A 26,313-nucleotide genomic window follows, 5' to 3' on the forward strand; every position below is an offset into this window, starting at 1 on the left:
GGATGCAAGAGAGCTCCCCCATCGATCCGTCGAGCTGCTGCCAGAGTTGCGGCGCATGCTGCGGCTATTCGGCCAACTGGCCGCGCTTCTCGATCGAGAGCGACGAGGAGCTTGCTGCGATCCCGCAAGCCCTGATCAACGAACGCCAATCCGGCATGCGGTGCGAGGGCGATCGTTGCTCGGCCCTGCAGGGCGACATCGGGAAAGCAACCGCGTGCGGCATCTATGCGATGCGGCCGGAGGTGTGCCGCACCTGCATGCCGGGCGATGCCGAATGCGCAATGGCGCGGCGGAAGTTCGGGCTGCCTGTGATCGCGAGCGCTTAGGCGGGGACTGCTTCGCTGATCTCGTCGTCGAACTCGTCCTCGAGCGGCGCGAGCACCGAGAGCGGCTTGGTCGACAGCGTGATCGGCTTGCGGCCGCCCGACAGCGACGGCGAGGATTTCGCCGCGCCTTCCCGCGACAGCGCGTAGAGCGTCGAGCCGACACGGCCGCCGTTCTCGATCAGGTCGCGCTCGGTGCAGCTCGCTGCGATCACGACCGCCAGCGAGTGCAGATGGTTGCGGCGATAGCAAAACAGCGCCAGCCTGGCGCGTGCGTCAGGGGAAACACTCTCAACCAACCTCGGCAGGCCGCTCTCGCTGGCGCGATACATCTCGCCAAGGAGTTCGTCGCGAACCGGGCAGAAATCGCTTTCAAAGGCGTCGCGGCTTGAAAACATTGCAGTTCTCCCTCGTGTGAGGAAGATGCAGCGCAATTCTCTAATGAAAGGTTAACCACGCTGCCCGGTAGTCACCCGGGGTCCTTGAGCGTCCGCCGCGAATCGGAGGGGCCCGGTGCGGGATCCGAGGACCACCGCTCCGGCTGGAGCGTGGGGCACCAGGGCCTCCGCGGCGTCATGGCCGGCTTGCCCCGGCCATCCACGAACAGCCGAGACGCACGAAAGAACGGGGATGCCAGGCCCGGGCATGACGACCTTTGGTGCCGATGAAGATTTGGCCCGCTCAAGCCGTCAGTTCGCCGCCATGAAGATGGAGAGGCCAAAACCGGTGAGATGGTGCAGCGCCTGGTCAACGCCGATCAGTGTCCAGAACCAGGGATGCGCAAGATCGACCCCGAAATTCGCCGAAACAAACCCCTTGGCACGGTCGATCGTGATGTGGATCACGAAGTCGATGAAGCCCACGAACCAGAATTTCGGCGCCACGATCAGGATCAGCGGCAGTGCAACCGCAAGGTGAATCAGGCAATGCACCAGAAGCGGCAGGGCCCAGCCGTGCTTCTGGTCCTTGCCGTGCGCCATCCAGGCGGTCTGGAGGACGAAATCGGCGATGATGTGCTTGAAGGTGAGCAGCAACATCCAGCCAATGAGCGCTTCGACCGGAATCGCCGATGACATGGGTGGAAACGACAAGGCTGACGCCCTCATTGACGTGACAAGAAAAATTGGAGCGTTCAGCGCAACTTCTTCTTGGACCAGTTCTGGACCGGTCAAATCGCCGGGACGCGCGATTTATGACATCTCCCGCGGCGGAATGCAGCCGGGGGGAACCGGAAAATCGCCAAGTGTGGCTAACTGGTGATAGGATGACCAATCGCCGCGGATGTGTCGCGTAAGCTTACCATCGGCTCGGAATTTGCATTCCGTGACCTTCGCGCTATCATTCCGGATAGAGAATATCGTTCTTTTTTCAGACCTTTACGAATTTCAGGGCGCTCCGCGCGATCGCATCCGCAAGCCGCCCGCCACCCGAGAATAAGGCCAGAGTGCTGCCATGAGTACTGAAGGCCCGGATTCGTCACTCATCGAGCCGCCGCCCCGGCGCTCCAAGGTGATCAAGACCAATCAGCAGCAGGTCTTCCTCTACGTCGTGCTGACCCTGCTGTTGTCGCTCGCCACCGTCTGGGGCGGCCGCGCCATGCTGCACAATTCGGAAACGCTGACCTTTGCCGTCGGCGCTCCCAACAGCGACGAGGCGCTGTTCGCCGCCAAGCTCGCCGCCGTGCTGAAGTCCAACGCCTCGCGCTTCCGGATCAAGATCGTCAACAACGCCGATAACGCCAAGGCGCTCGCGCAGTTCGACCGCAAGCAGGCCGACCTCGCGGTCCTGCGCACCGACGCCAAGGTCCCGCTGCGGGCACGCACGCTCGCGATCCTCGAGCACGATCTCGTGCTGCTGCTGGGCCCCGGCAACAAGAAGATCAAATCGATCGCCGAACTGAAGAAGAAGAAGGTCGCCGTTCTCGCCGAGAGCGAATCCTCCCTCGCCTTCGTCCGCAGCATCCTCGACATCCCCGACGGTCCTGATGCCGCGAAGATCCAGATGGCGCCGCAGGGCGCAACGCTCGACAAGCTGTTCGCACCGTCAAACGGCTTCGGCGCGGTCATCGCCATCGTCCATGCCTCCCGGGCGGTGCGCGACAAGGCCTATGAGCAACTCGCCAAGCGCGGCGGCTTCACGCTCAACGCGATCGACGAGGCCAAGGCGCTGGCGCGCAGGCTTCCCGGCATTTCCAGCGAGACGCTGACGGCAGGCACGCTGTCGACCTCGCCGCAAATTCCCGACGACGACCTCGACACGATCGGCCTGGAATGGCTGCTGGTCGCGCAATCCAGGATGTCCCCCACCACGGCCGGCGAACTCGCACGCACCGTTTACGAGAACAAATCCGCACTCGGGCTCGACAACAGCTTTGCCACCAGAATTGAGCCGGCCTCGACCGAGAAGGACGCCTTCGTGATGGCGCACCAGGGGGCGGCCGACTACATCAACGACGACACCAAGTCGTTCATGGATAAGTACAGCGACCTGATGTATCTGGGCGCCGCCGCGCTCAGCGTCATCGGTTCGATCTTCGCCGCGATCTACGCCAAGATCACGCGCATTGCGCCGGAGAAGGCCAGCGAGCTCTCCACCGCCATCCTCGACATCGGCGAGCGGATCGAGCACGCCCACTCTCTGGATCAGCTCGAATGTCTTCAGGACGAACTCGAGGGCATTTTGCGCGGCGCCGTCATCGGCCTACGAGACGGCACGATCAGCACCGACGGGCTCGACACTTTCAAGCTCGGCTACGAGTTCGTCCGCGACGAGATCGGCATGCGCCGCGATTATCTGAAGCGTCATGCCAACGAGACCGAGAAGACGCCGCAGGGCGCGGGCCCTGCCCAGCATGACGACAGCAATGTCGTGGTGGTGAAGACTGCCCAGAGCGCCTGAGAAGCGCGGTCGGGCCGCCCACAACTCTCTTGTCCCGAACAGGTTGCACCGCCCAAGACGTTGCAGCGCTGAACTGGGACCCAGGAGCCGCAGTATGTGCCGCTGGGCCCCGGCTCTGCAGCGCAACACTGCGTGCTGCGCTGCGTCCGGGGCATCAGACTGGGTTGGGCCGCCAGCCCAGCGATATCGGCCGTCTGGAACCGCTGCGATCTGCAACCGTTGGTTCGCGATTGCAACCGGAGACCGCAGCATGCGTGCACTCCTCATCATCCTCCTGCTGGGAATGCTGGCGGCGGCCGGCTATTTCGCCTATTCCGCAATGACGGTTGAAGGTGACCCGATCCCGACGGAAGGCTACGTGGCGCTGGCGCTGGGCGCGGGGTTTTCCATCGTCGTCGGCATTGGGCTGATGGTGCTGCTGTTCTTCAGCAGCCGCCGCGGTTACGACGAGCCGCCGCATTTCAGGTAGACGCCCCGCCGGCGACGGCGGCACAGCGGAGCCCGTCGCTGCAGCGCCGATCACATGGCCTGCCCCCGTCGTTGACGGCCCCCGCCCAGGCGGGCACTTTGGCGCCGACGTCCCAGCCGGGACCCCGAAGACCTGTCCCAAAGACCGAGCCGCCTTCCCGCATGTCCAAGCCGTTGATTTCCGCTCTGGCCCAGTTTGCGGCCGCCACGGCCGGCCGCAACATGACCAAGGCGGCCTATGTCGCGGTGAGCATCGGCGTGCTCAGCATGGTGCTGCTGTCGGACAAGCGGGCCCATGAGGCGCACGACTGGATCAGCGCTCTGCTCTGGACCTGCCTCGCCTATTTCGTATTCGAATGGCTGGTCCGGCTGCGTCATATGACGCAGCAAGGGCGGCTTTCGCTGTACATGTCCTCTTCTGCCGGGCTGGTCGACGCGATCGGGGCCCTGGCGGTGCCGGTCGCGCTGGTTCTCGGCGTCGAGCCCAGGACGGCCTGGCTGCTCAGCGTGCTCTGGGTGCTCAAGGTGGTGCCGGGCATTCCGGGCCTGCGACAGCTTCGCCGCGTGCTGGTGCTGGAATCGGGGCCCCTGCTCAGCGTGCTCGTGATCTTCCTGATGGTGGTCTTCCTCGCCTCCGTCGCCGAATATTTCCTGGAGCGGGACGTGCAGCCGCAGACCTTCGGCAGCGTCCCCGCGGCGCTGTGGTGGGCGGTCGTCACACTCACGACCACGGGCTATGGCGATGCCGTGCCGGTCACGCCGCTGGGGCGGCTGGTGGCGGCCGCGGTGATGATCTCCGGCCTCGGTGTGTTCGGCCTCTGGACCGGTATCCTGGCGACCGGATTTGCCGCCGAGACGCGGCGCGACAATTTCCTCAAGACCTGGGAGGCCGTCAGCAAGGTGCCCTTCTTCGCGGCGCTCGGCCCCGCCGCGATTGCCGACGTCACCCACATGCTGCGGACCATGGAGCTGCCGGCGCGCACCATGATCATCCACAAAGGGGCGCAGGGCGATTGCATGTATTTCATCGCCGCGGGCGAGGTCGAGGTCGACCTTCCCGGCAAGAAGGTTCAGCTCGGCGAAGGCGCCTTCTTCGGCGAGATGGCGCTGCTCGGCAACAACAAGCGCGGCGCCAACGTTTCGACCACGAAAGTGTCGCGGCTTCTGGTACTCGACCTCGTCGACTTCCGCGTGCTGATGGCACGGCACCCGGATCTCGCCGAGACCATCGATGCCGAGGCGAAACGCCGCGCGCTCGAAAACAAGTAGAATGGAGACAAGAATGTCGGATATCACCGACGCGGCGACCAGCCCCCTGCTCGAACGCGACGGCGCGCGCGCCACCATCCGCCTCAACCGTCCCAAGCATCTCAACCGGCTCCAGGCGGAAGACCTCGGCGAGCTCGTCAGGCTGTTCGACCTGGTCGAGGCTGATCCGGCCATCCGCGTGCTGGTGTTGACCGGCACCGGGCGCGCCTTCTCCGCGGGGTATGACCTCAACTCGGTCGCCGAGCGCGCCGTCAGCGCAAACGAGCAGCAGAGCGCGGGCTCCGCCTTCGAGGTCGTCGTCAACCGGCTGGAGGATCTCGGCGTGCCAACGATCTGCCGGCTCAACGGCGGCGTCTATGGCGGCTCGACCGATCTCGCACTCGCCTGCGATTTCCGGATCGGCGTCGACACCGCCGAGATGTTCATGCCGGCGGCGCGACTCGGGCTGCATTATTACCCGAGCGGCATCAAGCGCTACGTCACACGGCTCGGCCTCGACAATGCGAAAAGGCTGTTCCTGACCGCGCAAAAGATCAGCGCGCCGGAGATGCTGCGCATCGGCTACCTGACCGCCATGGTGCCGGAAGAGACGCTCGACGAGGAGGTCGACAGACTCGCCGGCATCCTCGCCGGCAACGCGCCGCAGGCCATGCGCGGCATGAAGCGCGCAATCAACGAATTCGCCCGCGGCGAGCTCGATGATCGCGCCGCCGACCAGCGCCACCGCGACAGCATGCGCGGCGACGAGATCAAGGAAGGCATCAAGGCGTTTGCGGAGAAGAGAGCGCCGAAGTTTTAGCTCCGAGTCTTCGCAAAACACCACCCTGTGGTTACGGGTCCCGGGTCTGCGCTTACGCTTTTCCGGGACGACACTGAATGTGAGGCGCGCGCGCCCTCAGCCTCCGACCGCCTTGGCATGCTCCGCAGCCATCTCGTCATCCGCCGCGTTGATGCGCTGGTAGGCGGGCCGCGCGGTCATGCGCTCGGCATAGCGGACGAAGACGTCCTTCTTCGGCACGATGCCGAACATCATGGTCCAGCTGAACGCGACGCCCCACAACACGTCGGCGGCCGTCATGCGCTCGCCGAGCAGGTACGGTCCCTTCGACAGCTGCGCTTCGAGCGCACCGAGCATGGTGTCGTAATCCGCATAGGGCGACTGCGTGATCGGCGCCGGCTCGCGCTGCATGAACTTGTCGATCAGCGCCGGCTCGAAGGATGAGCCGTAATAGGCGATCCAGCGCAGGTAAGGACCGCGCAAGGGATCGTTCAGCGCGGGCGTCAGACCGGCCTGCGGGAAGAGGTCGGCGAGATAGATGGTGATCGCGACCTGCTCGGTCACGAGCGCCTCGCGGTGGCGGATCGCCGGGACCTTGCCGAGCGGATTGATGGCGAGATAGGCGGGCTGGCGCTGCTCGCCGGCCTTCATGTTGAGGACGTGGAGGTCGTAGGGCGCGCCCAGCTCCTCGAGCAGCACCCGCGTGCCGGTGGCACGGCTTTGGGGTGAATAATACAGGGTGATGCGGTTCGGATCGGTCATGGCAAGTCTCCTGGGGCGCCGTCGGGCGAGGCCCTAGCTCTACGCGACCATACCTGACATCCTGTGTCAGGTATGGTTTAAGGAAATCATGCGCGCGAGCCGGATGTTGTCGATCCTCACCACCCTCCAGGCCAGGGGCCAAGTCACCGCGCCCGAGCTTGCGGAGGCCTGCGAGGTCTCGGTGCGCACGATCTATCGCGACATCGACGCGCTGGCGGCATCCGGCGTACCTGTCTATGCCGACCGCGGCGCGGAGGGCGGTTATCGCCTGCTCGACGGCTATCGCGTGCGCCTGAACGGCCTGTCGCAGAGCGAGGCTGGCGCGCTGTTCCTCGCAGGGCTCCCGGGCCCCGCCGCGGCGCTCGGGCTCGATGCCGCGATGATCGCCGCACAGAACAAGCTGATGGCGGCGCTGCCCGTCCACCTGCGTCAGGATGCCAGCCGGATGCAGGAGCGGTTTCATCTGGACGCGCCCGGCTGGTTCGGTGAGACGGAAGAGCCGGAGCATCTGCGCACGATCGCCGGCGCGCTGCTGCAGGGGACACTGATCAAGATCCGCTACCAGAGCTGGCGGTCCGAGAAGCGGCGCCGCCTCGCGCCGCTCGGCCTCGTGCTGAAGGGCGGGAGCTGGTACCTCGCAGGCCAGGTCGATGCCAGCGTGCGCACCTATCGCGTCGCGCGCGTGCTCGACTGCACGCCTCTCGACGATCGCTTCGAACGTCCCGCCAATTTCGATCTCGCCGCCTATTGGCAGGCCGCGACGCTTCGCCTTGAGGCCGAGATGCATCCCAATGTCGCGGTGGTGCGGCTGTCGCCGTTCGGCGTCAAGCTGCTCGACGCGCTGAGCCAACCCTACGTCAAGGCGCGCACGCAGCTTGAGGAGACCATCGATGCCGACGGCTGGCGCATCGCGCGCGTGCCTGTCGGCAAGACATCCTGGCACGCCGCAGCCGAATTGTTACGGCTCGGCCCCGAGGCCGAGGTGCTGGAGCCCGCCGATCTCCGCGACAAGATGGTGGAGATGACGCAGGCAATGGCCGCGCGCTATCGCACGGCGCGGAAAACATGACGACGGCACATTCCGCCGCAAGCCACGAAACAATCCTGAAACACGATTCTCACCATCACGCGTGAACGCAATCCCATCTCGGCCCGACCGAGATGCAGGGACACAACAACGGCCTTCGCGCCATACTGGAGAATGAAAATGTTTCGTAAGCTTGCTCTTGGTCTGATCGCCGCCGGTTCGCTCGGCGCTGCCGCTCTCGCGCCGACCGCCGCCTCGGCCCACGGCATCCACCCGCACTGGCATCACGGCTGGGGTCCGGGCTTTGGCTTTGGCGGCGTCTACGTCAACACCGGCGTCAGCAACTGCTACCAGGAGCGCGTCGTCCAGACCCGCCATGGCCTGCGCGTGCGCGTCGTGAATGTCTGCGCCTACGGGATCTACTGAGCCCGCCTGTATCGTTGACGCAGCCCCGGTCGCTCCGCGACCGGGGCTCGCCGTCTCAACTTGCGAGCGCAGTCGGTATTGCAGAGGCGGCACGCTCGTCCGCCAGGGCGTTGTGCTCGGAGATCCATCGTTCGGCGCGCGCACGCCGCAGCGAGGGCGCAAACAGGAACCCCTGGGCGACATCGCAACCGATCCCGCGGATGATTTCGAGCACCTCCGGGTTTTCGACGCCCTCGGCCACCACTTTCATGTTGAACGCCTTCGCAAGCGCCACGGAGGCATCGACGATCTTCATCATGTCGTCGTCGGATTCGCAGCCCTTGATGAAGGACTGGTCGATCTTCAGCTCGCTGAACGGAAGCCGCACCAAGGCGGCAAGCGACGAATAGCCGGTGCCGAAATCGTCGATCGCCGTGCCGATCTTCTTGATCCGTAGCCGCACCAGAATGTCGTTGGCACGGTCGACGTCGGCCATCGCAGTGGTCTCGGTGATCTCCACCGTCAGCGAGGAGGGAGAGATATTTTCGCGGCCCAGGATCTCCTCGATCCGGTCGGGCAAGGCCAGATCCGACATCAGCGAACCCGAGATGTTGACGGCGATGGTGAAACCGGGATTGCGCTCGATCAGCTTGCGGCCCTGCGACATCGCCGATGACAGGATGCAATCGGTCACCTCGCGCATGAGGCCGGCTTCCTCGGCGATCGGAATGAAGATCATGGGCGAGACCATGCCGAATTCGGCGGTGCGCCAGCGTGCCAGTGCCTCGGCGCCGACGACCCTTCCGCTCTCGAGCGCGATCTTCGGCTGAAACTCAACGAAGAATTCGCGGTCGGCAAGGCCCCGCATGATTCGCTCCGGCGTGATCCGGAGCTGCGGCGCGGCGGATGTCGCGGCCAGCGGCGCGCGCCGCGGCAATTCCAGGGCGCTGCGCAGGCGATTCAGATCGAGCGGCTTGGTCAGGCATCCGCCGACCGACAGCTTCAATCCGTTCGCGACCCGTCGCGTGGCCTTCATGACACGATCATCGCAGCCGCTGATGATCACGATCGACATCGCGCGAAGGCCGGCTTCCGCGACGTAGCGCAGCAGCTCCACCCCGTCACGACCGCCGAGCGACAGATCGAGCGCCATGATCTCGAAAGCCTCGCGTGCCAGAAGCTCGGTTGCGGCCTCGTAGGAGGACGCAACGACCGTCTCGTAGCCGAGCTTCGCCCCGATCTTGCCGATCAGAACCCGCTGCACCAGATCGTCGTCGACCACCAGAAGACGGCCTCTCGTCGCACTCATCACCAATCTCCAGACACCGGCGGCGTTGATGACTTCAACGCTTAGAGCAGCGGCCTCGCCTGGTTATGAATACAAGACGGCTAAAACTTTCCCGATCCGGAAGGATTCGTTAGGCACGTTCCCCAGGGCATTCAAGTCATTGATTTTCATCGGAATTATTCGCCGCGCGTGCGAGCGGCATCTGAATCTTCCACGGCATGCGCAAGTGCAATGAACACGTCGTAAAGCTCCCTATCGGAAGCCGGCAAATGCACAACGGGCTACGGAGCCTTCATCAACGCTCGTTCGCCTGCGCTGCCTGCAGCTGCCGGCGAAACCAGGCCCAGGTCTCGCGCGTCGTCCTGATGTAGCCGTGGCCGCGATGGACAATCTCGCCGTCGACGATTGCGTTCAGCTTCGGCAGTGCGTGAAACGGGATCGACGGATGGGCGTGGTGCTCGACATGGTAGGGCATGTTCCACGCGAACCATTTGACGACCGCGCCGGTGTAGGTGGTGCGCGTGTTCTCAAAAGCGCTGCGCGTGCGCTCGCAGCCGGTGTGCTCGGCATAGAGATAGGGCCGCAAGAAGAACTGCCCGATCACGAGCGGGACGATCCAAACCCAGAGCAGCAGCGCTGAGGAGAACCACAGCGACAGCGCGAGCAGCAGGACGTAGAGCGCGGCATAGGCACGCGCCTCGCGCACGATGACGGCGCGCTTGCTCTCGGGGATCCAGGGCACGGTGACGTTGCCGGTGATCGAATGGCCGAGCATCAGCCGGAGACGGCCTGCGACCTGGAGCAGACCGCTATAGGCCACCGCGAGCTGCGTGTCGGATGCCGGTTTCACCCCGACGATCAGCTCGGGATCCTTGTCCGGATCCTGGGTGTAGCGGTGATGGTCCCAGTGAAACAGGCAGTAATATTCGTAAGGCAATCCGATGATGAAGGCCGAGAGATAGCCCACAGCGAGATTGAGGCCGCGGCTTTTGAACGCGGTCTTGTGCGCGGTCTCGTGCACCGCCATGAACAGGAAGGCGACGACATAGCCCTGCACAGCCATCAACGGCAGGGCCCAGAGCACGCCCCATGTCGAGGAAACCTTCCAGATCAGCGCACCCAGCAGCGCGATCGCGCCATAGTGGCCGAGGCTCTGCGCGGCGCCCCTGAGATCGGAGCGGGCCGACAGTTGGCGCAGCATCGCGGGCGTCAGCGGCTTCAGGCGGTGGCCGGGCTCTGAGACGGTCGCGTCGGTCATGATCGGATGCTGCTCTATTTGTCGAGGAGTGATGCGACCTCGGCCTTGATGAAGGCCTGGTCGCGCGGATTGCCCACCGGATTGCCGGCGCGATGGCCATGCAGCGACGGGATCGGATGCAGCACGGCGGATCTGGCGTTCACCAGCCGGCCGAGTTCGTCCTCGTTGTCGCGAACGTCGAAATAGCGATCGGTCGCGCCCGGCATCAGCAGCATGTGCGCCTTGATCGCCGCCAACGCGCGATCGAGATCGCCACCGAATGCTTCACAGCGGCTGATGTCGCCGTTCTGCCAGATGCCGATCTGCGCCAGAAGATCATTGGCATCGCGCCGGGCGAACGTCGCGTCCCAGGTGCGGACGAGATAATCCTCCAGCGAAGTGAAGCCGGCCTCGCGCCAGAGCTCGTCGCGATAGAAGCCGTGCGACATCGCCCAGCCGGCATAGACGCGCCCCATGGCGCGATAGCCGGCGAGCGGCTTCTCGGCGAAGCGGCCCTCGCGGAAAGCGGGATCGGCTGATAGCGCGGCCTTCACGCTTTCCAGGAAGACGTAGTTGTAAGGCGCGCAGCGCGCGACGCCGCAGACCACGGCGGCCCGTTCGACCATGTCGGGATGCAGCGCGGCCCAGTGGTAGGCCTGCATGCCGCCCATCGACCAGCCGTAGACGAGCGCAAGCTTCGAAATGCCGAAGCGCTCGGTGAGGAGCCGGTATTGGACGGCGATCGCATCGTGATAGGTCACCGCGGGGAATGGCGCCGCGGTATTCGACGGCGAGGACGACAGGCCGTTGCCGAAGAGGTTCGGGATGATGATGAAGTAGCGCGTTGGGTCGAGCACGCCGTCCGGCCCGATCAGCCATTCGGTGTCGGTATGCTGCGCGCTGAACGAGGTCGGATAGAGGATGACGTTGTCTTTTGCCGGGCTGAGCGTGCCATAGGTCTTGTAGGCGAGCGTCAGCGAAGGGAAGACGGCGCCCGATTGCAGCGTGACATCGCCGGCGTCGAAAATCTCGTAATCGTACAACCCCGCCATGCGTCCAACTCCCGCTCACGCGGCCGCAGAGCGCCGCGGCTTCCATGATGCATCGATCATGCCGGGCCCGCCTCTGCGTCATCGCAGCTAATAACTGTACTTATAGTACAGTTATTTGGGGCCGGCAAGATGAATCCGGCTCAGGCGATGGCCGCCAGATAGCGCGCAACCGACGCCGCGAAGGCGGCCTTGGCTCCGCCAGCGATGTTGCGCCCCCACCACGCGCCATAGATGCGATCGAAGGCGAGCGGCTCGACGGCAGCCGCGATCCGCCGCACCGCGGCGGCATTGAGCGGCATGTAGTTGGGGTAGGAGTACATGAAGCTGACGAAGCGGCGGTCCATCGTCACCTGTGCGATGTCGCCGGTGAGCAACGCGCCCCTGCCGTCCGCACCACGCGCATGATGCAGCACGGTGGCGCCGGCAAAATGACCGCCTGTGCGCAGCAGCAGCAAGTCGTCGGAGATGCGATGGCTTTCGCCGGTCCAGTGCACGATCGCAGAATGCGGCCGGGTGACGAAAGCGCGATCGTCGGCATGCAGATAGACCGGCACGCCCCCAAAGGTGTCGCTCCAGTCCGCGGCCGCGCCGTAATAGTGCGGATGCGAGATCGCGATCGCCTTCAGTCCGCCGAGTGCGGCGACGAATGGGATGGCTTCATCGGCTGCGAGCGGAATGCAATCCCACATCACGCAGCCGTCGCCCTGGGGCACCAGCAGCGCGCGCTGCCCGATCGCGAAGCTCGGCTCCAGGCCGATGCCGGTGAGGCCGAGATCGTCCCGTCCCACCAGCCGGTGCCCCCGCGCGAGCTCCTCGCGCGTGAGAAAGCTCTGACCTTTCCAGTTCACGAACTGGCGCTCGTCCTCGCAGATCACGCAGGAGGCGGGGGGATTTCCGCCGTTCGGGAATTGCGCGCCGCAGGTTTCGCAGGTCCAGAGAGGCATAGTTCGAGCTCCGTGGGAAGATCGCAGGATGACACTGCGAGCCAGCCTTCAGCAAGGTCGTTGAGCCTCGAGGAGTGACTGGAACCAACGCGGCAAGCACCCGTTACGTTCAGATCAACACCAGAACGATTGGCCACGAGGCCCACGACACACGAAGAACATGTTTGGGTATCGATGACATCGCGGCCTCCTTCCTGGTCCCACCTCTGGCCTCTGTTCGCGCTCAACTTCTTCATGGCCGACATGCAGTCGGGCATCGGTCCTTTCGTCGGCGTCTTCCTTCAGGAGCGCGGCTGGGCGACTGGGCTGATCGGCACCGCGCTGACGATCGGCAATGTCGCGGGCATGCTGATCACGACGCCGATCGGCGGCTTCATCGATTCCAGCCGCAACAAGCGGCTCTGGGTCGTCATTCCCGGCATCTGCGTCGTTCTTGCGTCCGCGATCATCCTGATCTCGCAGAATTTCTGGGCGGTGACGTTCTCCCAGGTCGCGCAATCGCTGGCGAGCGCCGCCATCGTGCCGGCGGTGACGGGCATCACGCTCGGCATCGCCAAGCAGAAGGGTTTCAACGCGGTCAACGGACGCAACCAGGCGTTCAACCACGCCGGCAACATGGTTGGTGCCGCGCTCTCGGGCTATCTCGGCTACAAGTACGGCTACTTTGCCGTCTTCGTCCTCGCAGCGGTGTTCGGCGCCATCGCGATCGCCTGCGTCATGATGATCCCGGCCAAGGCAATCGACGATCGCGCCTCGCGCGGCTGCAAGGAGGACGATCCCGACAGCGCGCCGGACGCGTTCACGATGCTGCTCAAGCACCGGGCCCTGCTGGTGCTGGCGTTGGCGCTCGCCCTTTTCCATCTCGGCAATGCCGCCATCGTGCCGCTCTACGGGCTTGCGGCCGTGGCCGAAGGCCAGGCCAACGGCCCGAGCTTCGTCGCCACCACCGTGGTGATCGCGCAAGGCGTCATGGTCGTGACCTCGCTGATTGCGATGAAGGCCGCGAGCAAGCGCAATTACTGGCCGATCATCCTGGTGTCCTTCATGTTCCTGCCCATCCGCGGCGTGCTGGCCTTCTTCGTCACGGGATGGTGGGGCGTGGTACCGATGCAGGTGCTCGACGGCATCGGCACCGGATTGCAGACGGTCGCGGTGCCCGGCATGGTCGCGCGCGCGCTCAACGGCTCCGGCCGCATCAATCTCGGCCAGGGCGCCGTGATCACGGTGCAAGGCGTCGGCGCCAGCCTCAGTCCCGCACTCGGCGGCTGGATCGCGCAATGGATCGGCTACGGGCCGACCTTCCTGCTGCTCGGCGGCTTTGGCCTTGCCTCAATGGCACTGTGGTTCGCCTTTGGAGCAACGGTGAAGAAGTATTGAGTTGGCGCGCCGACGGTCGCGGCGTAACGCCTCCGTCTTCGACACGCGCCAACAAGCAAGGCTGCGGGCAATCCGAATGGTCCGGCCTACCAAAGATGGCGCGAGCAGTTCTGTCGTGAGGTGGCGAACGTCGATTTCGTACCGGTCGGCGACGGGCGGGTCCACCGGACCATAGTGCCTTCGATTCTTCCCCGTATCAGGCTCTCGGCCTCCTTCGGCGCTGTCGCTCGCCGGTCTTTCGGCCGCTCATCGGACCAGCCCGCGCGCCGTCCAGCTGCTGTTCGAGCAGGCCGGCATCACCTATAGCGGCTTCGTGCTGTAGCAGCGCTTGCTGCGCGCCGAGCGGCTGCTGCGAAATCCTGCCATGCGCACCCGCAAGATCATCGAGATCGCGCATCTTGCGGGTTTCCACGACGTCTCCTACTTCCACCGCGCGTTTCGCCGCCGCTTCGGGCAGACACCCGACGATGTCAGGAAGCTTTCCGGCGAGACCGGCTAGACCTTTTAGCGCGTTGTTTTGACGTGAACCGGGAGCCACTTCGCTCGAAAGCGTTTCAGGCGAACTCGACCACGATCTTGCCGAAATGGCCGCCCTGCTGCATCAGGCGCAGCGCGTCCGGCACGGCATCGAAGCTGAACACCCGGTCGATCACCGGCCTCATGGCGTTGCGTTCGATCGCGGCCGTCATGCCCTCGAACATGCGGCGGCTGCCGACGGAGAGGCCGATGACGTGCAGGTTCTTGGCGAACAGGCTCGGGATCGCGATCTGCTGCGAGAACCCCGTGAGCACGCCGATCACCAGGATGGTGCCGCCGACACGCGCCGCCTCGAGCGATTGCGCAAAGGTGTCCTTGCCGCCGACTTCGACGACGTGGTCGACGCCTCCCCCGGTCCACTCCGCTGCGGCCTTGCCCCAGTCCGGCACCGAACGATAATTGATGGTGTGATCGGCGCCGAGCGCCCTGGCTCGTTCGAGCTTGTGGTCGCTCGACGAGGTCACGATCACGCTTGCACCGGCGAGCTTTGCGAATTGCAGCGCGAAGATCGAGACGCCGCCGGTGCCCTGCACCAGCACGGTATCGCCGGGCTTCACGTGTGCTTCTTCGAACAGTGCGCGCCAGGCTGTGAGCCCGGCACAGGGCAGCGTCGCGGCCTCAGTGAATGACAGATGCGAGGGCAGGCGGTAGACGCCCTCGGCGTCGAGCACCATCACCTCCTGCAGCACGCCGGGCCGCGTGCCGCCCAGCGCGTAACGGCGGCTGGCCGTCGAAACCTGCCCGTCGATCCAGGACTGGAAGAACATTGGACAGACGCGATCGCCGACCGCGACGCGCGTCACGCCCTCACTGGCGGCGATCACCTCGCCTGCCCCATCCGAGAACGGGATCAGCGGCAATCTGGTGACGCCGCCCTTGCCCTGCACGGTGAGCAGATCGCGATAATTGAGCGATGCCGCCTTGATCCGCACCGCGATCTGGCCGGGTCCGGGGGTCGGCTCCGGCAGATCGGCCAGTTCCATCCCCTCGATCGACCAGTCTCGCGCGACCTGCCAGGCTTTCATGGGAAACGCTCCGTCTCAGGTGCCAAAGCTCTTCTGCACCGCCTTATCCAGCGTCTCGCCGCCGACGAAACGCTGGCGCAGCTCGCGCTTGAGCAGCTTCCCGCTCGGATTCTTCGGCAAGGCGTCCACGAAGATGACACGCTTCGGCACCTTGAAATGCGCCATCTGGCCGGCGCAGTGCTTGATGACGGCTTCTTCGTCCAGCTTTTCGCCGCTCTTGACCACGACGATCGCCGTGACCGCTTCGATCCAGCGCGGATCCGGCAGGCCGACGACGGCGACCTCGGAGACTGCGGGGATGCGATAGACCATCTCCTCGACCTCGCGGCTCGCGACGTTCTCGCCGCCGGTCTTGATCATGTCCTTGACGCGGTCGACCACGGTGATGTGGCCCTCCTCGTCGACGGTGGCGAGATCGCCGGAGTGAAACCAGCCGCCCGAGAACGCGGCCGCGGTCTTCACGGGATCGTTGTAATAGCCGGACAGCAGATGCGGCGAGCGGTGCACGATCTCGCCGACCTCGCCCACCCTGACGTCTTCCATCGCCGTGTTGACCACGCGCGTCTCGACGTTGAGCACGGGCTTGCCGGCCGAGCCGGCCTTGCGGAGCTGGTCCTCCGGCCGCAGCACGGTCGCGAGCGGCGCGATCTCGGTCTGGCCGTAGAAATTCCAGAATTTGACGGCGGGCAGGCGGCGCTGCAGTTCGAGCAGCACCTCGACCGGCATGATCGAGGCGCCGTAATAGCCCTTCTGCAGGGTCGACAGATCGGTCTTGTCGAAGTTCGGCGAGCGCAGCATCGCGATCCAGATCGTCGGCGGCGCGAAGAACGACGTGATCCTGTGCGCCTGGATCAGCGCCAGGATGTTGTCGGCCGTCGGCTTGCCCGTGATCACGCCGGAGGCGCCGAGATAGACTTGCGGCCCGAGGAACACATCCAGCTGGGCGCAATGATAGAGCGGCAGCGCGTGCAGGAACTTGTCCTCCGCGCTCATGCCACCGTCGATGATGCAGCTGACATACTGCCACATCACGGCTTCATGGGTCAGCATCGCGCCCTTGGGCAGGGATTCCGTGCCTGAGGTGTAGACGATCTGGGCGAGATCACGGCTGTCCACGGACGCCGCGAGAAACGAGGCGTCGGCATGAAGAAGATCGTCGAAGGTGGTGAGGCCCGCGGGCGCGGACGCGGGGTCCTCGCCCGGCAGCCAGATCATCTTCTCGACCGCGCAGTCCTTGGCGCTAGCTGCGCGCGCGGGCTCGACGAAGTCGGGACCAGTCGCGAGCAACTTTGCCCCGGAGCTCTTCAGGATGAAATTGATCTCGTCCGGATTGAGCATGAAGTTGATCGGCACCAGCACCGCGCCGATCCGCGCCGCCGCAAAGCGCAACGCGGCGAAAGCGTGCGAATTGCGCGAGAGAACCGCGATGCGGTCGCCCTTGCTGGCGCCGAGCCCGAGCAGGCCGCGGCCGAGCCGGTTGCAGATCGCGTCCATCTCGGCGAAGGTCCAGCTCACCTCGCCGCAGCTCAGCGCCAGCTTGTTCGGCTCTCGCCCCGCGGAGCGGCGCAGGAGATCGCCGATGGAATGCTCGCGCGCTTTCGAGATGGTGGCTGCGGTCTCGGTCATGTGTCCCTCCGTGTGATGTCTTTGTTTGTTGGATTTCTTCTTTGAAATCTTGCGTTATCTGCGCCGGGCCGCCTGGGCGTGCTCCATGTACATGTGCTCGACCGAGCGATCGAGCGAGGCGATCTTCTCGAAGCCGCGGCGCCAGTCCTGCAGATGCCGGCGCGTCCACAGCACGCCGGCCTCGCGGTCGCGGCGGCGGATCGCATCAATCAGATGGCGATGCGCGGCAACGAGGCGCGGGCCGCCTTCGGAGACACCTGTCACGATCATCTCGGTGGTCGGATAGAACAATTGCGCCGCGGGCTCACGCGCGAGCTGGAGCACACGGTTCTGCGAGGCTTTTGCGACCAGCACGTGGAATTCGGCGTCGCATTCGGCAAGCGCCGCGGGATTGCCGACCACGGCTTCGCTGCGCAGGAGATTGTCGTCGAGCTCGGCGAGATTCGCGTCGGTCGCGCGTTCCACGGCACCCTCGATGCTGGCGACCTCCAGCGTCATCGAGGCCTCGTAGAGCTCGCGGAACGTCACCTCGTGCAGCACCAGCGCGCGGCTGAGACGGCTTGCGAGCTTGCTGTAGCGCGGCAGGCAGGCTTGCAGGCGGCGCGAGGAATCGCGCCGGATCAACCCGCCCTCCTCCAGCACACGGATGCCCTCACGAATGGTCGAGCGGTTGACGCCGAACTGGCGGACCAGATCGTGCTCGGTGCCGATGGGATCGCCGGGCTTGATCCGGCCGTTGACGATCTCGCGTTCGATGGCGTCGGCGACCTTCTGATAGGCCGGCGCGACATCGATCGGTCGGAAGAGCGGCGCGACAGGCAAATCGGCCTCCAATGGCGATTGTCGGACAAACTATATGGTCGACCCGGAGACGCGTCAAATTGCGCCATATATAGCCCACGCGCAACAAATTGACTCCTCTGGAACCGGGCTCTAACTTTGTCGGACAAAGGGACAGAATAATCCCCCTCAAAGAGGAAACGTGCCCATGAGACCTATCGCAGCCCTCGTGTCTGCGGCCGGCTTGCTGTCGGCTGCCCTGATCGCTCCCGCCTCGGCCCAGCAGGCGCCGCTCAAGATTGGAGTGCTCTCCGACTTCTCCTCCGTCTATTCCGACATCGGCGGCATGGGGAATGTCGAGGCGACCAAAATGGCGATCGAGGATTTCGGCGGCCAGATGTTCGGCAAGCCGATCGACATGGTTTCGGCCGACGTGCTCAACAAGCCCGACGTCGCCTCCACCATCGCCCGCAAATGGTGGGAGACCGAGGGCGTCGACATGATCATCGACCTGCCGACCTCGGCGACCGCGCTCGCGGTGATGGAGCTGTCGAAGCAGTACGAGAAGATCATGATCGTGACGGACGCGGCGAGCTCCGACATCACGGGAAAATCCTGCTCGCCCTATACCGCGCACTGGACCTACGACACCTACGCCAACGCCCACACCGTCGGCAGCGCCATCGTCAAGAACGGGGGCGACACCTGGTTCTTCCTCACCGCCGACTACGTGTTCGGTCATTCGGTCGAGCGCGATACCGGCGACGTCGTGAAAGCCGCCGGCGGCAAGGTGCTCGGCAGCGTCAAGCATCCGCTCAACACGGCGGATTTCTCCTCGTTCCTGCTCCAGGCCCAGGCCTCCAAGGCCAAGATCATCGGGCTCGCGAACGGCGGCGGCGACACCATCAACGCGATCAAGCAGGCCGGCGAGTTCGGCATCGTCGCCGGCGGCCAGAACCTGGCCGCGATCGTGATGTTCATCTCCGACGTGCACAGTCTGGGGCTGAAGCTCGCGCAAGGGCTGATCATCACCGAGGCGTATTACTGGGATCTCAACGACAAGACCCGCGCCTTCGGCAAGCGCTTCATGGAGCGCGTCAAGCGCATGCCGACGATGAACCAGGCCGCCACCTACAGCGCTACGCTGCATTATCTGAAAGCCGTGCAGGCCGCCGGCACCAGGGACACCAAGACGGTGATGGCGAAGATGCGCGAGCTCCCTGTGAAGGACGCCTTCACCGACAACGGCGTGCTGCGCGAGGACGGCCGCATGGTGCACAGCATGTATCTGTTCCAGGTGAAGAAGCCGGAGGAATCGAAGGCACCGTGGGATTATTACAAGCTGCTCGCCGAGGTGCCTGCCGACCAGGCATTCCGCCCGCTGAAAGATGGCGGCTGCCCGCTGGTGAAATGAGCCGATCGGCACCGAGTCGATCGCAATCCGTTCAGCAAGCCTCGCTCGTCCGCTTGACCAATTTGGCGGGCGAGCGGCATGACGACGCGCAGCCCAAAATAGAGGCAAAGACGCTTCGCGCCTACGTCTGATCTGCATCAAGTTGCGATGCAAAAATCGCTGCAATGTTGAGGCCGCCCTGCCGCACGATCAGCGGCCGGGCGTACGTCTCAACAGTGGGCGCCGCCCTCACGGCGTTTTGAACAAATGAACTTCACTTCGGGTCGCGTCATCGCCGCGATCGCCGTCCTCGTTGCCGGCGGCGGCTATTACTATTGGCAGCACCGCGATACCAACACGCTGCCGGCGGGCTTCGCCCGCGGCAACGGCCGCATCGAAGCGGTCGAGATCGACATCGCGACCAAGACGCCGGGACGGATTCGCGAGATCCTCGTGGGCGAAGGCGACTTCGTTCGCGCAGGCCAGGTTCTGGCCCGCATGGACACCGAGCAGTTGCAGGCGCAGCGCCGCCAGGCCGAGGCGCAGTTGCAACGCGCGTCCATCAATGTCGAAACCGCAAAGAGCCTGGTGAACCAGCGCGAGGCCGAACGCAAGGCCGCAGAAGCCGTGGTCGACCAGCGCATCGCCCAGCTCGACAGCACGAGCCGCAAGCTCGATCGCTCCGAACAATTGATCAAGACGAGCGCGGTGTCGCAGCAGGTCCTGGACGACGACCGCTCCGCCAACGCCACCGCAAAAGCGGCGCTCGCCGCGTCCCACGCTCAGGTCGCGGCATCGGAAGCCGCGATCAGCTCCGCCCGCGCCATGGTGATCGACGCCGGCGCCGCGGTCGACGCCGCGAAGGCCGCGATCGAGAGCATCAACGCCGACCTCGACGACAGCGTGCTGAAGGCGCCGCGCGACGGCCGGGTGCAGTATCGCGTGTCACAGCCCGGCGAGGTGCTCGCCGCCGGCGGCCGCATCCTCAACATGGTCGATCTCGGCGACGTCTACATGACGTTCTTCCTGCCGACGGCCGACGCCGGCCGCGTCGCAATCGGCGCCGAGGTCCGGCTCGTGCTCGACGCCATCCCGCAATATGTGATCCCCGCCAAGGCCACCTTCGTCGCCGACGTCGCGCAGTTCACGCCTAAGACCGTCGAGACTGAGGAAGAACGCCAGAAGCTGATGTTCCGGATCAAGGCGCATATCGCGCCCGAGCTGCTGCGCCAGCACATCGAGCATGTGAAGACCGGCCTGCCCGGCATGGCCTATGTGCAGCTCGATCCAGCCGCGCAATGGCCCGGCAATCTCAACATCAAGCTGACGAGATGAGCACGGCCGCCGCAGCCGAGCGGCCTGCCGGGCGCGGCAGCGTGGTGCATCTCGACGGCGTGGGCTTGAGCTACGGCAAGACCCGCGCGCTGGATTCCATCACGCTCGACCTGTCGTCCGGCTGCATGGTCGGATTGATCGGCCCCGACGGCGTCGGCAAATCCAGCCTGCTCTCGCTGATCGCCGGAGCCCGCGCGATCCAGCAGGGACGCATCCAGGTGCTCGGCGGCGACATGGCGAGCGCGCGCCACCGCCGCAACGTGTGCCCTGACATCGCCTACATGCCGCAGGGTCTGGGCAAGAATCTGTATCCGACGCTGTCGGTGTTCGAGAACATCGACTTCTTCGGCCGCCTGTTCGGGCACGACAAGGCCGAACGCAACAGGCGGATCGCCGGCCTGCTGCGCGACACCGGGCTGACGCCCTTCGCCGACCGGCCGGCGGCAAAACTCTCCGGCGGCATGAAGCAGAAGGTCGGCCTGTGCTGCGCGCTGATCCACGATCCCGAGCTGTTGATCCTGGACGAGCCGACCACCGGCGTCGATCCGCTGTCGCGCCGCCAGTTCTGGGAATTGATCGCCTCGATCCGCGCCGGCCGGCCCGGCATGAGCGTGATCGTCTCGACCGCCTACATGGAAGAGGCTGCTCAGTTCGACGTCCTGATTGCGATGAATGCCGGCCGCGTGCTGGCGACCGGAACGCCCACCGAGCTCAAGCAGCAGACTGGCGCCGATACGCTCGATGAGGCCTTCATCCGCCTCTTGCCTGAAGCCGATCGCGGCAACCATACCGACGTCGTGATCCCGCCGCGGAGCGCGGACCATGACGAGATCGCGATCGAGGCCGATCATTTGACCCGGCGGTTCAACGGCTTCGTCGCCGTCGACGACGTCAGCTTCCGCATCCGGAAGGGCGAGATCTTCGGCTTCCTCGGCTCCAACGGCTGTGGCAAGACCACGACCATGAAGATGCTCACCGGCCTCCTGCCTGTGAGCGAAGGCACCGCGCGGCTGTTCGGCAACACGATCGATGCCGGCGACATGTCGGTGCGGCGGCGCATCGGTTACATGTCGCAGGGCTTCTCGCTCTATTCCGAGCTGACCGTCGCGCAAAATCTCGATCTGCACGCGCGGCTGTTCGAGCTGCCGGCGGAGACCATCGCCCCGCGCATCGCCGAAATGATCGCCCGGTTCGATCTCGCCGAGGTCGCCGATTCCCTGCCCGATGCGCTGCCGCTCGGGCTGCGGCAGCGGCTGTCGCTGGCGGTCGCCATGATCCACGCGCCCGACATCCTGATTCTCGACGAGCCGACCTCCGGCGTCGACCCCGTCGCCCGCGACGGCTTCTGGCAGATCCTTGCCGAGCTCTCCCGCAAGGACAACGTCACCATCTTCGTCTCGACCCATTTCATGAACGAGGCCGAGCGCTGCGACCGGGTTTCGCTGATGCATGCCGGCAAGGTGCTTGCATCGGACACGCCGGCCGCGATCGTGGCGGCGCGCGGCACCGCGACGCTGGAGCAGGCCTTCATCGCCTGCCTGGAAGAGGCGATCGCGGACACCACGGTGCCGGCCAGCCAGCCGCCGGTCGTGGCGGCCGAGACAACGGCCGCGCCGCGCAAGCGCAGCATGACTTTCAACCCGACCCGCATGCTCGCCTATTCCCGGCGCGAGGCGCTCGAGCTGCGGCGCGATCCGATCCGCGCCACGCTCGCGATTCTCGGCAGCGTGCTGCTGCTGTTCGTGCTCGGCTACGGCATCAGCATGGATGTCGAGAACCTGACCTTCGCCGTGCTCGACCGCGACGACAGTGCGATCAGCCGCGACTACAGCCTGCAGATCGCGGGTTCGCGCTATTTCACCGAGAAATCCCCGATCGTCGACTATGCCGATCTCGACCGCCGCATGCGCGCCGGCGAGATCGGCCTCGCCATCGAGCTGCCGCCGGGCTTCGGCCGCGACGTCAGCCGCGGCCGCCATGTCGAGATCGGCGCCTGGGTCGACGGTGCCAATCCGACGCGGGCCGAAACGCTGCGCTCCTATGTCCAGGCGATCCACGCCAACTGGCTCGCGCAGAAGGGCCGCGAGCTCTATGGCGAGGCGGCGATCGCCGGCGCCTACCAGCTCCAGCTGCGCTACCGCTACAATCCTGACGTCATCAGCGTCGTCGCCATGGCGCCGGGCATTATCCCGCTGCTGCTGGTCATGATTCCGGCGGTGCTCGCCGCCCTTGCGGTGGTGCGCGAGAAGGAGCTCGGCTCGATCGTCAATTTCTACGTGACGCCGGTGACGCGGCTGGAATTCCTGCTCGGCACGCAGCTGCCCTTTGTCGTGCTGGCGTTCGGCAATTTCCTGCTCCTGGTCGGCTTTGCCCTCGCGGTCTTCCGTGTTCCCTTCACCGGGAGCTTTCCGACCTACGCGCTCGCCGCGCTGCTCTACGTCACGGCGACGACCGGCATGGGGCTGGTGATCTCGGCCTTCATGAACAGCCAGATCGCGGCCTTGTTCGGCACGGTGCTGATCACGCTGATTCCGGCCATCCAATATTCCGGGCTGATCGATCCGGTTTCATCCCTGCAGGGAGCAGGCGCGCTGATCGGGCGGCTCTACCCAACCACCTATTTCGTCACGATCTCGCGCGGCACCTTCTCAAAGGGACTGGCGTTCGACACCCTGCACAACGACCTCCTGATGCTCGCCATCATGGTCCCCGTCCTGGTGATCGCCAGCGCGATGCTGCTGAAGAAACAGGCCCGCTGATCATGCGCATCGACAACGTGCTCCAGCTCGGCATCAAGGAACTGCGCGGCCTCGTCCGCGACCCCATGCTGCTCGTGCTGATCGTCTATTCCTTCACGCTGGCGGTTTATGCCGGCGCCAAGGCGCTGCCGGAGACGTTGAACCGCGCCGCGATCGCGATCGTCGACGAGGACCATTCGCCGGTCTCGACCCGCATCGAGATGGCGTTCACGCCGCCCTATTTCTCCAAGCCGCGCCTGATCTCGCAATACGAGATGGACCGGAGGATGGACGCCGGCCTCGACACCTTCGCGCTGGACATCCCGCCCCACTTCCAGCGAGACCTCCTGGCCCGCAAATCGCCCACCATCCAGCTCAACGTGGATGCAACGCGAATCTCGCAGGCGTTCAACGGCGGCGGCTATATCGAGCAGATCGTCAATGCGGAAATCGCAGAATTCCTGGCGCACACGCGCGATGCCCAGACCGTGCCGATCGAGCTCGCGCTGCGGGCGCGCTTCAATCCGGAGCTGAAGAAATCCTGGTTCGGCGCCATCGACCACGTGATCACCTCGATCACGATGCTCTCGATCATCCTGACCGGCGCGGCGCTGATCCGCGAGCGCGAGCACGGCACGATCGAGCACCTCCTGGTGATGCCGGTCACGCCGCTGGAGATCATGGTGAGCAAGGTGTGGTCGATGGGCGCCGTGGTGCTGGTCGCCTCCGCGCTGTCGATCGCCTTCGTGGTCAAGGGATGGCTGCAAGTCACGATCGACGGGTCGCTGGCGCTGTTCCTCGTCGGCGTCGCGCTGCAGCTGTTTGCCACCACCAGCATGGGCATCTTTCTTGCCACCGTCGCCGGCTCGATGCCGCAATTCGGGCTGCTGCTGATCATGATCCTGCTGCCGCTGCAAACCCTGTCGGGCAGCATGACGCCGCGGGAGAGCATGCCGCAATTCGTCCAGGACATCATGCTGGCGGCGCCCAACACGCATTTCGTGATGCTCGCCCAGGCGATCCTGTTCCGCGGCGCGGGCCTGGAGGCGGTATGGCCGCAGCTCGTCGCGCTCGCGGTGATCGGCGGCGTCTTCTTCGTGATCGCGCTGCGCCGGTTCCGTGCATTTCTGGCGTGAGACGCGCGGTGCGGCTTTAGAGCTTGTGGCCTTTCTGGCGCAGCGCCTCGATCAGGCGCTGCTTCAAGTCGTCGGCGGCCTTCTGGCTGACGTCCTGGCCGATCTGCGCACTCGCCTGCGCCAGCGCATCCGACTTCTCCAAAAACTTCTTTCCGGCCGGCTGGGCATAGAACGCCTCGATCTGGCGCAACTCGTCCACGCTGAAGCTCTGGGCGTAGAGCGCCGCGACCTGGTCGATCATCGATGCCAGCAACGGGGCGTAGACCTCGGAGCCGGGCGCCGTCATCGCGTCGTAGTCCCGCTCGATCTCCGGCCGGTCCTGCGCGACCACCGGCCGGAGCCTGAGCAGGAGCTGCGGCAACTGCGCGCGATACTGGTCCGCGATCCTCAAGGTGAGGACGAGCTTGCGCGCCGCGGTCATCGCTTCGGGTGCGGGTGCTTGCGCCGAGGCGCCGCAGACCAGGAGCAGGAGGACGCCGGCGATGGTCAACACGCGTCTGGACATGGATATCTCCGTGGGCTGGCGATGCTCAATGCGCCGCGGGCGCGGCGGCGGTGGTCGTCGCCGGCGCGCTGTCCAGGGCTGCCTCGTCCTCTTCGACCTCGGTCACCTTCACGAACAGGTTCGGCACGCGCTTGGCCCGGTCGAGCAGCCAGGCCGCGCCGATCATGATGACGATGCCGAGGGCGGAGACGGCGAGCTGCTCCCAGATGCCCCTGCTGTACTGCGTCAGGATCCAGTGCGCCGAGAACGACAGGAAGACGCCGAGGCAGAAGATCGGCAGCGAGTGCTGGCCGCAGAGGATGATCGGGCGCAGCCAGACCCCATGCAGCGCGCGCCATTTGCGCGAGATGAGGTGAGTGACCCAGATCGCCAATGCAAGAAAATGCGTGAAGCGCAGCATGTCGAGGTCGGTCTTGTCGATCGGGTAGATCGACTTGATCATCCATTTCGGGATCAGGGCCTCGAGCGCATGGATGTGCCAGGTCATCACGATGAGGAAGGCGAAGACGAGCCAGGCCGCCGCCAGCACCATCGCCGTCCTCGACCAGACCCATTTGGCGATCGTGTCGATCTGTCCGATGCCGCACCAGGCCGCGAACACGAACATCAGCTGCCAGCAGAACGGGTTGAAGTACCAGGTCGTGCCGGGCGGGTAGGAGGCGATGTTCCAGTTGAACCAGCGCGACAGGACGTAGAGCAGGACGGACGCAGCAAGCGTCAGGTTGGGCCGGCGCACCAGGCACCACACGACGAAAGGCGAGGCGACCACCAGCGCGATGTAGAGCGGCAACACGTCGAGATTGACCGGCTTGTATTTCAGCACGATCGCCTGCCCGATCAGCTCGTCCGGATGCGACAGGAAATTGAAGACGTTGAACTCGTGCGCGTACATCGGATTGTCGAAGCGGCGCACGGTTCGTGCGATCTGCGCCGTGAACAGCAGGAACAGCATGATGTGGGCGACATACAATTCGAGCGCGCGCCGCCACAGCCGCTTGAGGGCCGCGAGAAACCAGCCGCCCGCGACGACAGGCCCGTAGATCCAGCCGACCAGGTAGCCCGAGATGAACACGAAGAACTCGGCAGCGTCGCTGAAGCCGTAATTGCGCAGCGTCAGCCAGGCCACGACGTCCTGCGGGATGTGGTCGAGGAAGATCATCCACAGACCGATGCCGCGGAAGAGATCGAGCCGCAGGTCGCGCTCGACCGGCGACAACAGAGCTGACTGGTCCCGAGTGATCATGGCCCCGCCTCTCCCGCTGGGCGTCGCGCCATCGCGGCGCCGGCAAAATGGATGCTAAAAAGAATCTCGCAAAAGTCACCTGGCCCTGCGGCCGGGGGCCGACGGTAGCCCAGCTTGGCCTCGGTGCAAGGGCTCTGCGGGCCGTCCCTCAGCGCCGCCGCCGACAC

The 26,313-nt window shown here is 65.1% G+C and carries 25 protein-coding genes; 13 read left to right on the forward strand and 12 right to left on the reverse strand.

Annotated elements, in window-relative coordinates:
* Positions 1 to 2 precede the first annotated feature (2 nt).
* Positions 3 to 326, forward strand: coding sequence for a YkgJ family cysteine cluster protein (locus ML401_RS31800; protein WP_211415819.1), 324 nt, complete (start codon positions 3 to 5; stop codon positions 324 to 326).
* Here ML401_RS31800 and ML401_RS31805 read toward each other — a convergent pair.
* Together ML401_RS31805 and ML401_RS31810 are read right to left on the reverse strand one after the other, a co-directional pair.
* The gene (locus tag ML401_RS31805; protein WP_194404529.1) at positions 323 to 721 is read right to left on the reverse strand and encodes a hypothetical protein; all 399 of its coding nucleotides are present in this window, start codon (positions 719 to 721) and stop codon (positions 323 to 325) included. The two genes, ML401_RS31800 and ML401_RS31805, sit on opposite strands and share 4 nt — an antisense overlap.
* 291 nt (positions 722 to 1,012) lie before the next feature.
* Positions 1,013 to 1,360 (reverse strand): DUF3307 domain-containing protein, encoded by a 348-nt coding sequence (locus tag ML401_RS31810; RefSeq protein WP_285812775.1) that lies wholly within the window; start codon positions 1,358 to 1,360, stop codon positions 1,013 to 1,015.
* Positions 1,361 to 1,775: 415 nt separating this feature from the next.
* Here ML401_RS31810 and ML401_RS31815 point away from each other — a divergent pair, with 415 nt between their 5' ends.
* From ML401_RS31815 to ML401_RS31830, 4 genes are all read left to right on the forward strand, one after another.
* Positions 1,776 to 3,221: a TAXI family TRAP transporter solute-binding subunit gene (locus ML401_RS31815; protein ID WP_211415818.1), complete on the forward strand. Its 1,446-nt coding sequence runs from the start codon at positions 1,776 to 1,778 to the stop codon at positions 3,219 to 3,221.
* A 250-nt stretch (positions 3,222 to 3,471) separates the two neighbouring features.
* On the forward strand, positions 3,472 to 3,690 hold the full coding sequence (locus tag ML401_RS31820) for a hypothetical protein (protein WP_285808012.1): 219 nt from the start codon (positions 3,472 to 3,474) through the stop codon (positions 3,688 to 3,690).
* 161 nt (positions 3,691 to 3,851) lie between these two features.
* Positions 3,852 to 4,958, forward strand: coding sequence for a cyclic nucleotide-gated ion channel (locus ML401_RS31825; RefSeq protein WP_259217702.1), 1,107 nt, complete (start codon positions 3,852 to 3,854; stop codon positions 4,956 to 4,958).
* Positions 4,959 to 4,971: 13 nt separating this feature from the next.
* Positions 4,972 to 5,757, forward strand: coding sequence for an enoyl-CoA hydratase/isomerase family protein (locus ML401_RS31830; RefSeq protein ID WP_211415815.1), 786 nt, complete (start codon positions 4,972 to 4,974; stop codon positions 5,755 to 5,757).
* Positions 5,758 to 5,853: 96 nt separating this feature from the next.
* On the opposite strand, the gene ML401_RS31835 is transcribed toward ML401_RS31830, so the two are convergent.
* Positions 5,854 to 6,498, reverse strand: coding sequence for a glutathione S-transferase family protein (locus ML401_RS31835; protein WP_211415814.1), 645 nt, complete (start codon positions 6,496 to 6,498; stop codon positions 5,854 to 5,856).
* A gap of 88 nt (positions 6,499 to 6,586) precedes the next feature.
* Here ML401_RS31835 and ML401_RS31840 point away from each other — a divergent pair, with 88 nt between their 5' ends.
* A complete protein-coding gene (locus ML401_RS31840; protein WP_211415813.1) occupies positions 6,587 to 7,567 on the forward strand; it encodes a YafY family protein in 981 nt (326 codons plus the stop codon).
* A gap of 138 nt (positions 7,568 to 7,705) precedes the next feature.
* Positions 7,706 to 7,951 carry a hypothetical protein gene (locus ML401_RS31845; protein WP_194404536.1) on the forward strand — a complete coding sequence of 82 codons (246 nt, stop codon included), beginning with the start codon at positions 7,706 to 7,708 and terminating at the stop codon, positions 7,949 to 7,951.
* 55 nt (positions 7,952 to 8,006) lie between these two features.
* On the opposite strand, the gene ML401_RS31850 is transcribed toward ML401_RS31845, so the two are convergent.
* From ML401_RS31850 to ML401_RS31865, 4 genes are all read right to left on the reverse strand, one after another.
* Positions 8,007 to 9,239 carry an EAL domain-containing protein gene (locus ML401_RS31850; protein WP_211415812.1) on the reverse strand — a complete coding sequence of 411 codons (1,233 nt, stop codon included), beginning with the start codon at positions 9,237 to 9,239 and terminating at the stop codon, positions 8,007 to 8,009.
* A gap of 274 nt (positions 9,240 to 9,513) precedes the next feature.
* Positions 9,514 to 10,476, reverse strand: coding sequence for a fatty acid desaturase (locus tag ML401_RS31855; RefSeq protein ID WP_285808015.1), 963 nt, complete (start codon positions 10,474 to 10,476; stop codon positions 9,514 to 9,516).
* Positions 10,477 to 10,490: 14 nt separating this feature from the next.
* Positions 10,491 to 11,507, reverse strand: a complete 1,017-nt coding sequence (locus ML401_RS31860; protein ID WP_285808016.1) for an alpha/beta fold hydrolase — start codon at positions 11,505 to 11,507, stop codon at positions 10,491 to 10,493.
* A 140-nt stretch (positions 11,508 to 11,647) separates the two neighbouring features.
* On the reverse strand, positions 11,648 to 12,451 hold the full coding sequence (locus ML401_RS31865; protein ID WP_211415809.1) for an MBL fold metallo-hydrolase: 804 nt from the start codon (positions 12,449 to 12,451) through the stop codon (positions 11,648 to 11,650).
* A gap of 174 nt (positions 12,452 to 12,625) precedes the next feature.
* On the opposite strand from ML401_RS31865, the gene ML401_RS31870 reads away from it, so the two are divergent.
* Together ML401_RS31870 and ML401_RS31875 are read left to right on the forward strand one after the other, a co-directional pair.
* Positions 12,626 to 13,828, forward strand: a complete 1,203-nt coding sequence (locus ML401_RS31870; protein WP_259217712.1) for an MFS transporter — start codon at positions 12,626 to 12,628, stop codon at positions 13,826 to 13,828.
* A 328-nt stretch (positions 13,829 to 14,156) separates the two neighbouring features.
* Positions 14,157 to 14,327 carry a helix-turn-helix domain-containing protein gene (locus ML401_RS31875; RefSeq protein WP_376717325.1) on the forward strand — a complete coding sequence of 57 codons (171 nt, stop codon included), beginning with the start codon at positions 14,157 to 14,159 and terminating at the stop codon, positions 14,325 to 14,327.
* A gap of 55 nt (positions 14,328 to 14,382) precedes the next feature.
* Here ML401_RS31875 and ML401_RS31880 read toward each other — a convergent pair whose 3' ends face one another.
* The 3 genes from ML401_RS31880 to ML401_RS31890 are packed head-to-tail and all read right to left on the reverse strand — an operon-like array spanning position 14,383 to position 17,838.
* On the reverse strand, positions 14,383 to 15,390 hold the full coding sequence (locus tag ML401_RS31880; protein WP_285808018.1) for an NAD(P)-dependent alcohol dehydrogenase: 1,008 nt from the start codon (positions 15,388 to 15,390) through the stop codon (positions 14,383 to 14,385).
* 15 nt (positions 15,391 to 15,405) lie between these two features.
* Positions 15,406 to 17,016, reverse strand: a complete 1,611-nt coding sequence (locus tag ML401_RS31885) for an acyl-CoA synthetase (RefSeq protein WP_285808019.1) — start codon at positions 17,014 to 17,016, stop codon at positions 15,406 to 15,408.
* Between the two features lie 54 nt (positions 17,017 to 17,070).
* Positions 17,071 to 17,838: a FadR/GntR family transcriptional regulator gene (locus ML401_RS31890; RefSeq protein WP_211415805.1), complete on the reverse strand. Its 768-nt coding sequence runs from the start codon at positions 17,836 to 17,838 to the stop codon at positions 17,071 to 17,073.
* Between the two features lie 166 nt (positions 17,839 to 18,004).
* Here ML401_RS31890 and ML401_RS31895 point away from each other — a divergent pair, with 166 nt between their 5' ends.
* From ML401_RS31895 to ML401_RS31910, 4 genes are all read left to right on the forward strand, one after another.
* Positions 18,005 to 19,210, forward strand: coding sequence for an ABC transporter substrate-binding protein (locus ML401_RS31895; protein WP_194404546.1), 1,206 nt, complete (start codon positions 18,005 to 18,007; stop codon positions 19,208 to 19,210).
* A gap of 246 nt (positions 19,211 to 19,456) precedes the next feature.
* Complete coding sequence (locus tag ML401_RS31900; RefSeq protein WP_285808023.1) at positions 19,457 to 20,524, forward strand: HlyD family secretion protein; 1,068 nt, start codon at positions 19,457 to 19,459, stop codon at positions 20,522 to 20,524.
* Entirely contained in the window at positions 20,521 to 23,283 is a 2,763-nt protein-coding gene (rbbA, locus tag ML401_RS31905) for a ribosome-associated ATPase/putative transporter RbbA (protein ID WP_285808024.1), read from the forward strand. The genes ML401_RS31900 and rbbA overlap by 4 nt, the downstream gene beginning before the upstream one ends.
* Before the next feature lie 2 nt (positions 23,284 to 23,285).
* Positions 23,286 to 24,398, forward strand: coding sequence for an ABC transporter permease (locus ML401_RS31910; protein WP_285808025.1), 1,113 nt, complete (start codon positions 23,286 to 23,288; stop codon positions 24,396 to 24,398).
* Between the two features lie 16 nt (positions 24,399 to 24,414).
* On the opposite strand, the gene ML401_RS31915 is transcribed toward ML401_RS31910, so the two are convergent.
* Both ML401_RS31915 and ML401_RS31920 read right to left on the reverse strand, forming a co-directional pair.
* A complete protein-coding gene (locus ML401_RS31915) occupies positions 24,415 to 24,903 on the reverse strand; it encodes a DUF2059 domain-containing protein (RefSeq protein ID WP_212067822.1) in 489 nt (162 codons plus the stop codon).
* Positions 24,904 to 24,928: 25 nt separating this feature from the next.
* On the reverse strand, positions 24,929 to 26,146 hold the full coding sequence (locus ML401_RS31920) for an OpgC domain-containing protein (RefSeq protein WP_285808026.1): 1,218 nt from the start codon (positions 26,144 to 26,146) through the stop codon (positions 24,929 to 24,931).
* Positions 26,147 to 26,313 lie beyond the last annotated feature (167 nt).

Origin of the sequence: Bradyrhizobium sp. 62B, assembly GCF_030272265.2 — a bacterium.
Classification (GTDB): domain Bacteria; phylum Pseudomonadota; class Alphaproteobacteria; order Rhizobiales; family Xanthobacteraceae; genus Bradyrhizobium.

What these genes read in the sequence shown, in the direction of transcription:
- ML401_RS31800 (WP_211415819.1), top strand. Translation starts at nt 3, where the DNA reads ATGCAAGAGAGCTCCCCCATCGATCCGTCGAGCTGCTGCCAGAGTTGC.
- ML401_RS31805 (WP_194404529.1), bottom strand. Translation starts at nt 721, where the DNA reads ATGTTTTCAAGCCGCGACGCCTTTGAAAGCGATTTCTGCCCGGTTCGC.
- ML401_RS31810 (WP_285812775.1), bottom strand. Translation starts at nt 1,360, where the DNA reads ATGTTGCTGCTCACCTTCAAGCACATCATCGCCGATTTCGTCCTCCAG.
- ML401_RS31815 (WP_211415818.1), top strand. Translation starts at nt 1,776, where the DNA reads ATGAGTACTGAAGGCCCGGATTCGTCACTCATCGAGCCGCCGCCCCGG.
- ML401_RS31820 (WP_285808012.1), top strand. Translation starts at nt 3,472, where the DNA reads ATGCGTGCACTCCTCATCATCCTCCTGCTGGGAATGCTGGCGGCGGCC.
- ML401_RS31825 (WP_259217702.1), top strand. Translation starts at nt 3,852, where the DNA reads ATGTCCAAGCCGTTGATTTCCGCTCTGGCCCAGTTTGCGGCCGCCACG.
- ML401_RS31830 (WP_211415815.1), top strand. Translation starts at nt 4,972, where the DNA reads ATGTCGGATATCACCGACGCGGCGACCAGCCCCCTGCTCGAACGCGAC.
- ML401_RS31835 (WP_211415814.1), bottom strand. Translation starts at nt 6,498, where the DNA reads ATGACCGATCCGAACCGCATCACCCTGTATTATTCACCCCAAAGCCGT.
- ML401_RS31840 (WP_211415813.1), top strand. Translation starts at nt 6,587, where the DNA reads ATGCGCGCGAGCCGGATGTTGTCGATCCTCACCACCCTCCAGGCCAGG.
- ML401_RS31845 (WP_194404536.1), top strand. Translation starts at nt 7,706, where the DNA reads ATGTTTCGTAAGCTTGCTCTTGGTCTGATCGCCGCCGGTTCGCTCGGC.
- ML401_RS31850 (WP_211415812.1), bottom strand. Translation starts at nt 9,239, where the DNA reads ATGAGTGCGACGAGAGGCCGTCTTCTGGTGGTCGACGACGATCTGGTG.
- ML401_RS31855 (WP_285808015.1), bottom strand. Translation starts at nt 10,476, where the DNA reads ATGACCGACGCGACCGTCTCAGAGCCCGGCCACCGCCTGAAGCCGCTG.
- ML401_RS31860 (WP_285808016.1), bottom strand. Translation starts at nt 11,507, where the DNA reads ATGGCGGGGTTGTACGATTACGAGATTTTCGACGCCGGCGATGTCACG.
- ML401_RS31865 (WP_211415809.1), bottom strand. Translation starts at nt 12,451, where the DNA reads ATGCCTCTCTGGACCTGCGAAACCTGCGGCGCGCAATTCCCGAACGGC.
- ML401_RS31870 (WP_259217712.1), top strand. Translation starts at nt 12,626, where the DNA reads ATGACATCGCGGCCTCCTTCCTGGTCCCACCTCTGGCCTCTGTTCGCG.
- ML401_RS31880 (WP_285808018.1), bottom strand. Translation starts at nt 15,390, where the DNA reads ATGAAAGCCTGGCAGGTCGCGCGAGACTGGTCGATCGAGGGGATGGAA.
- ML401_RS31885 (WP_285808019.1), bottom strand. Translation starts at nt 17,016, where the DNA reads ATGACCGAGACCGCAGCCACCATCTCGAAAGCGCGCGAGCATTCCATC.
- ML401_RS31895 (WP_194404546.1), top strand. Translation starts at nt 18,005, where the DNA reads ATGAGACCTATCGCAGCCCTCGTGTCTGCGGCCGGCTTGCTGTCGGCT.
- ML401_RS31900 (WP_285808023.1), top strand. Translation starts at nt 19,457, where the DNA reads ATGAACTTCACTTCGGGTCGCGTCATCGCCGCGATCGCCGTCCTCGTT.
- rbbA (WP_285808024.1), top strand. Translation starts at nt 20,521, where the DNA reads ATGAGCACGGCCGCCGCAGCCGAGCGGCCTGCCGGGCGCGGCAGCGTG.
- ML401_RS31910 (WP_285808025.1), top strand. Translation starts at nt 23,286, where the DNA reads ATGCGCATCGACAACGTGCTCCAGCTCGGCATCAAGGAACTGCGCGGC.
- ML401_RS31915 (WP_212067822.1), bottom strand. Translation starts at nt 24,903, where the DNA reads ATGTCCAGACGCGTGTTGACCATCGCCGGCGTCCTCCTGCTCCTGGTC.
- ML401_RS31920 (WP_285808026.1), bottom strand. Translation starts at nt 26,146, where the DNA reads ATGATCACTCGGGACCAGTCAGCTCTGTTGTCGCCGGTCGAGCGCGAC.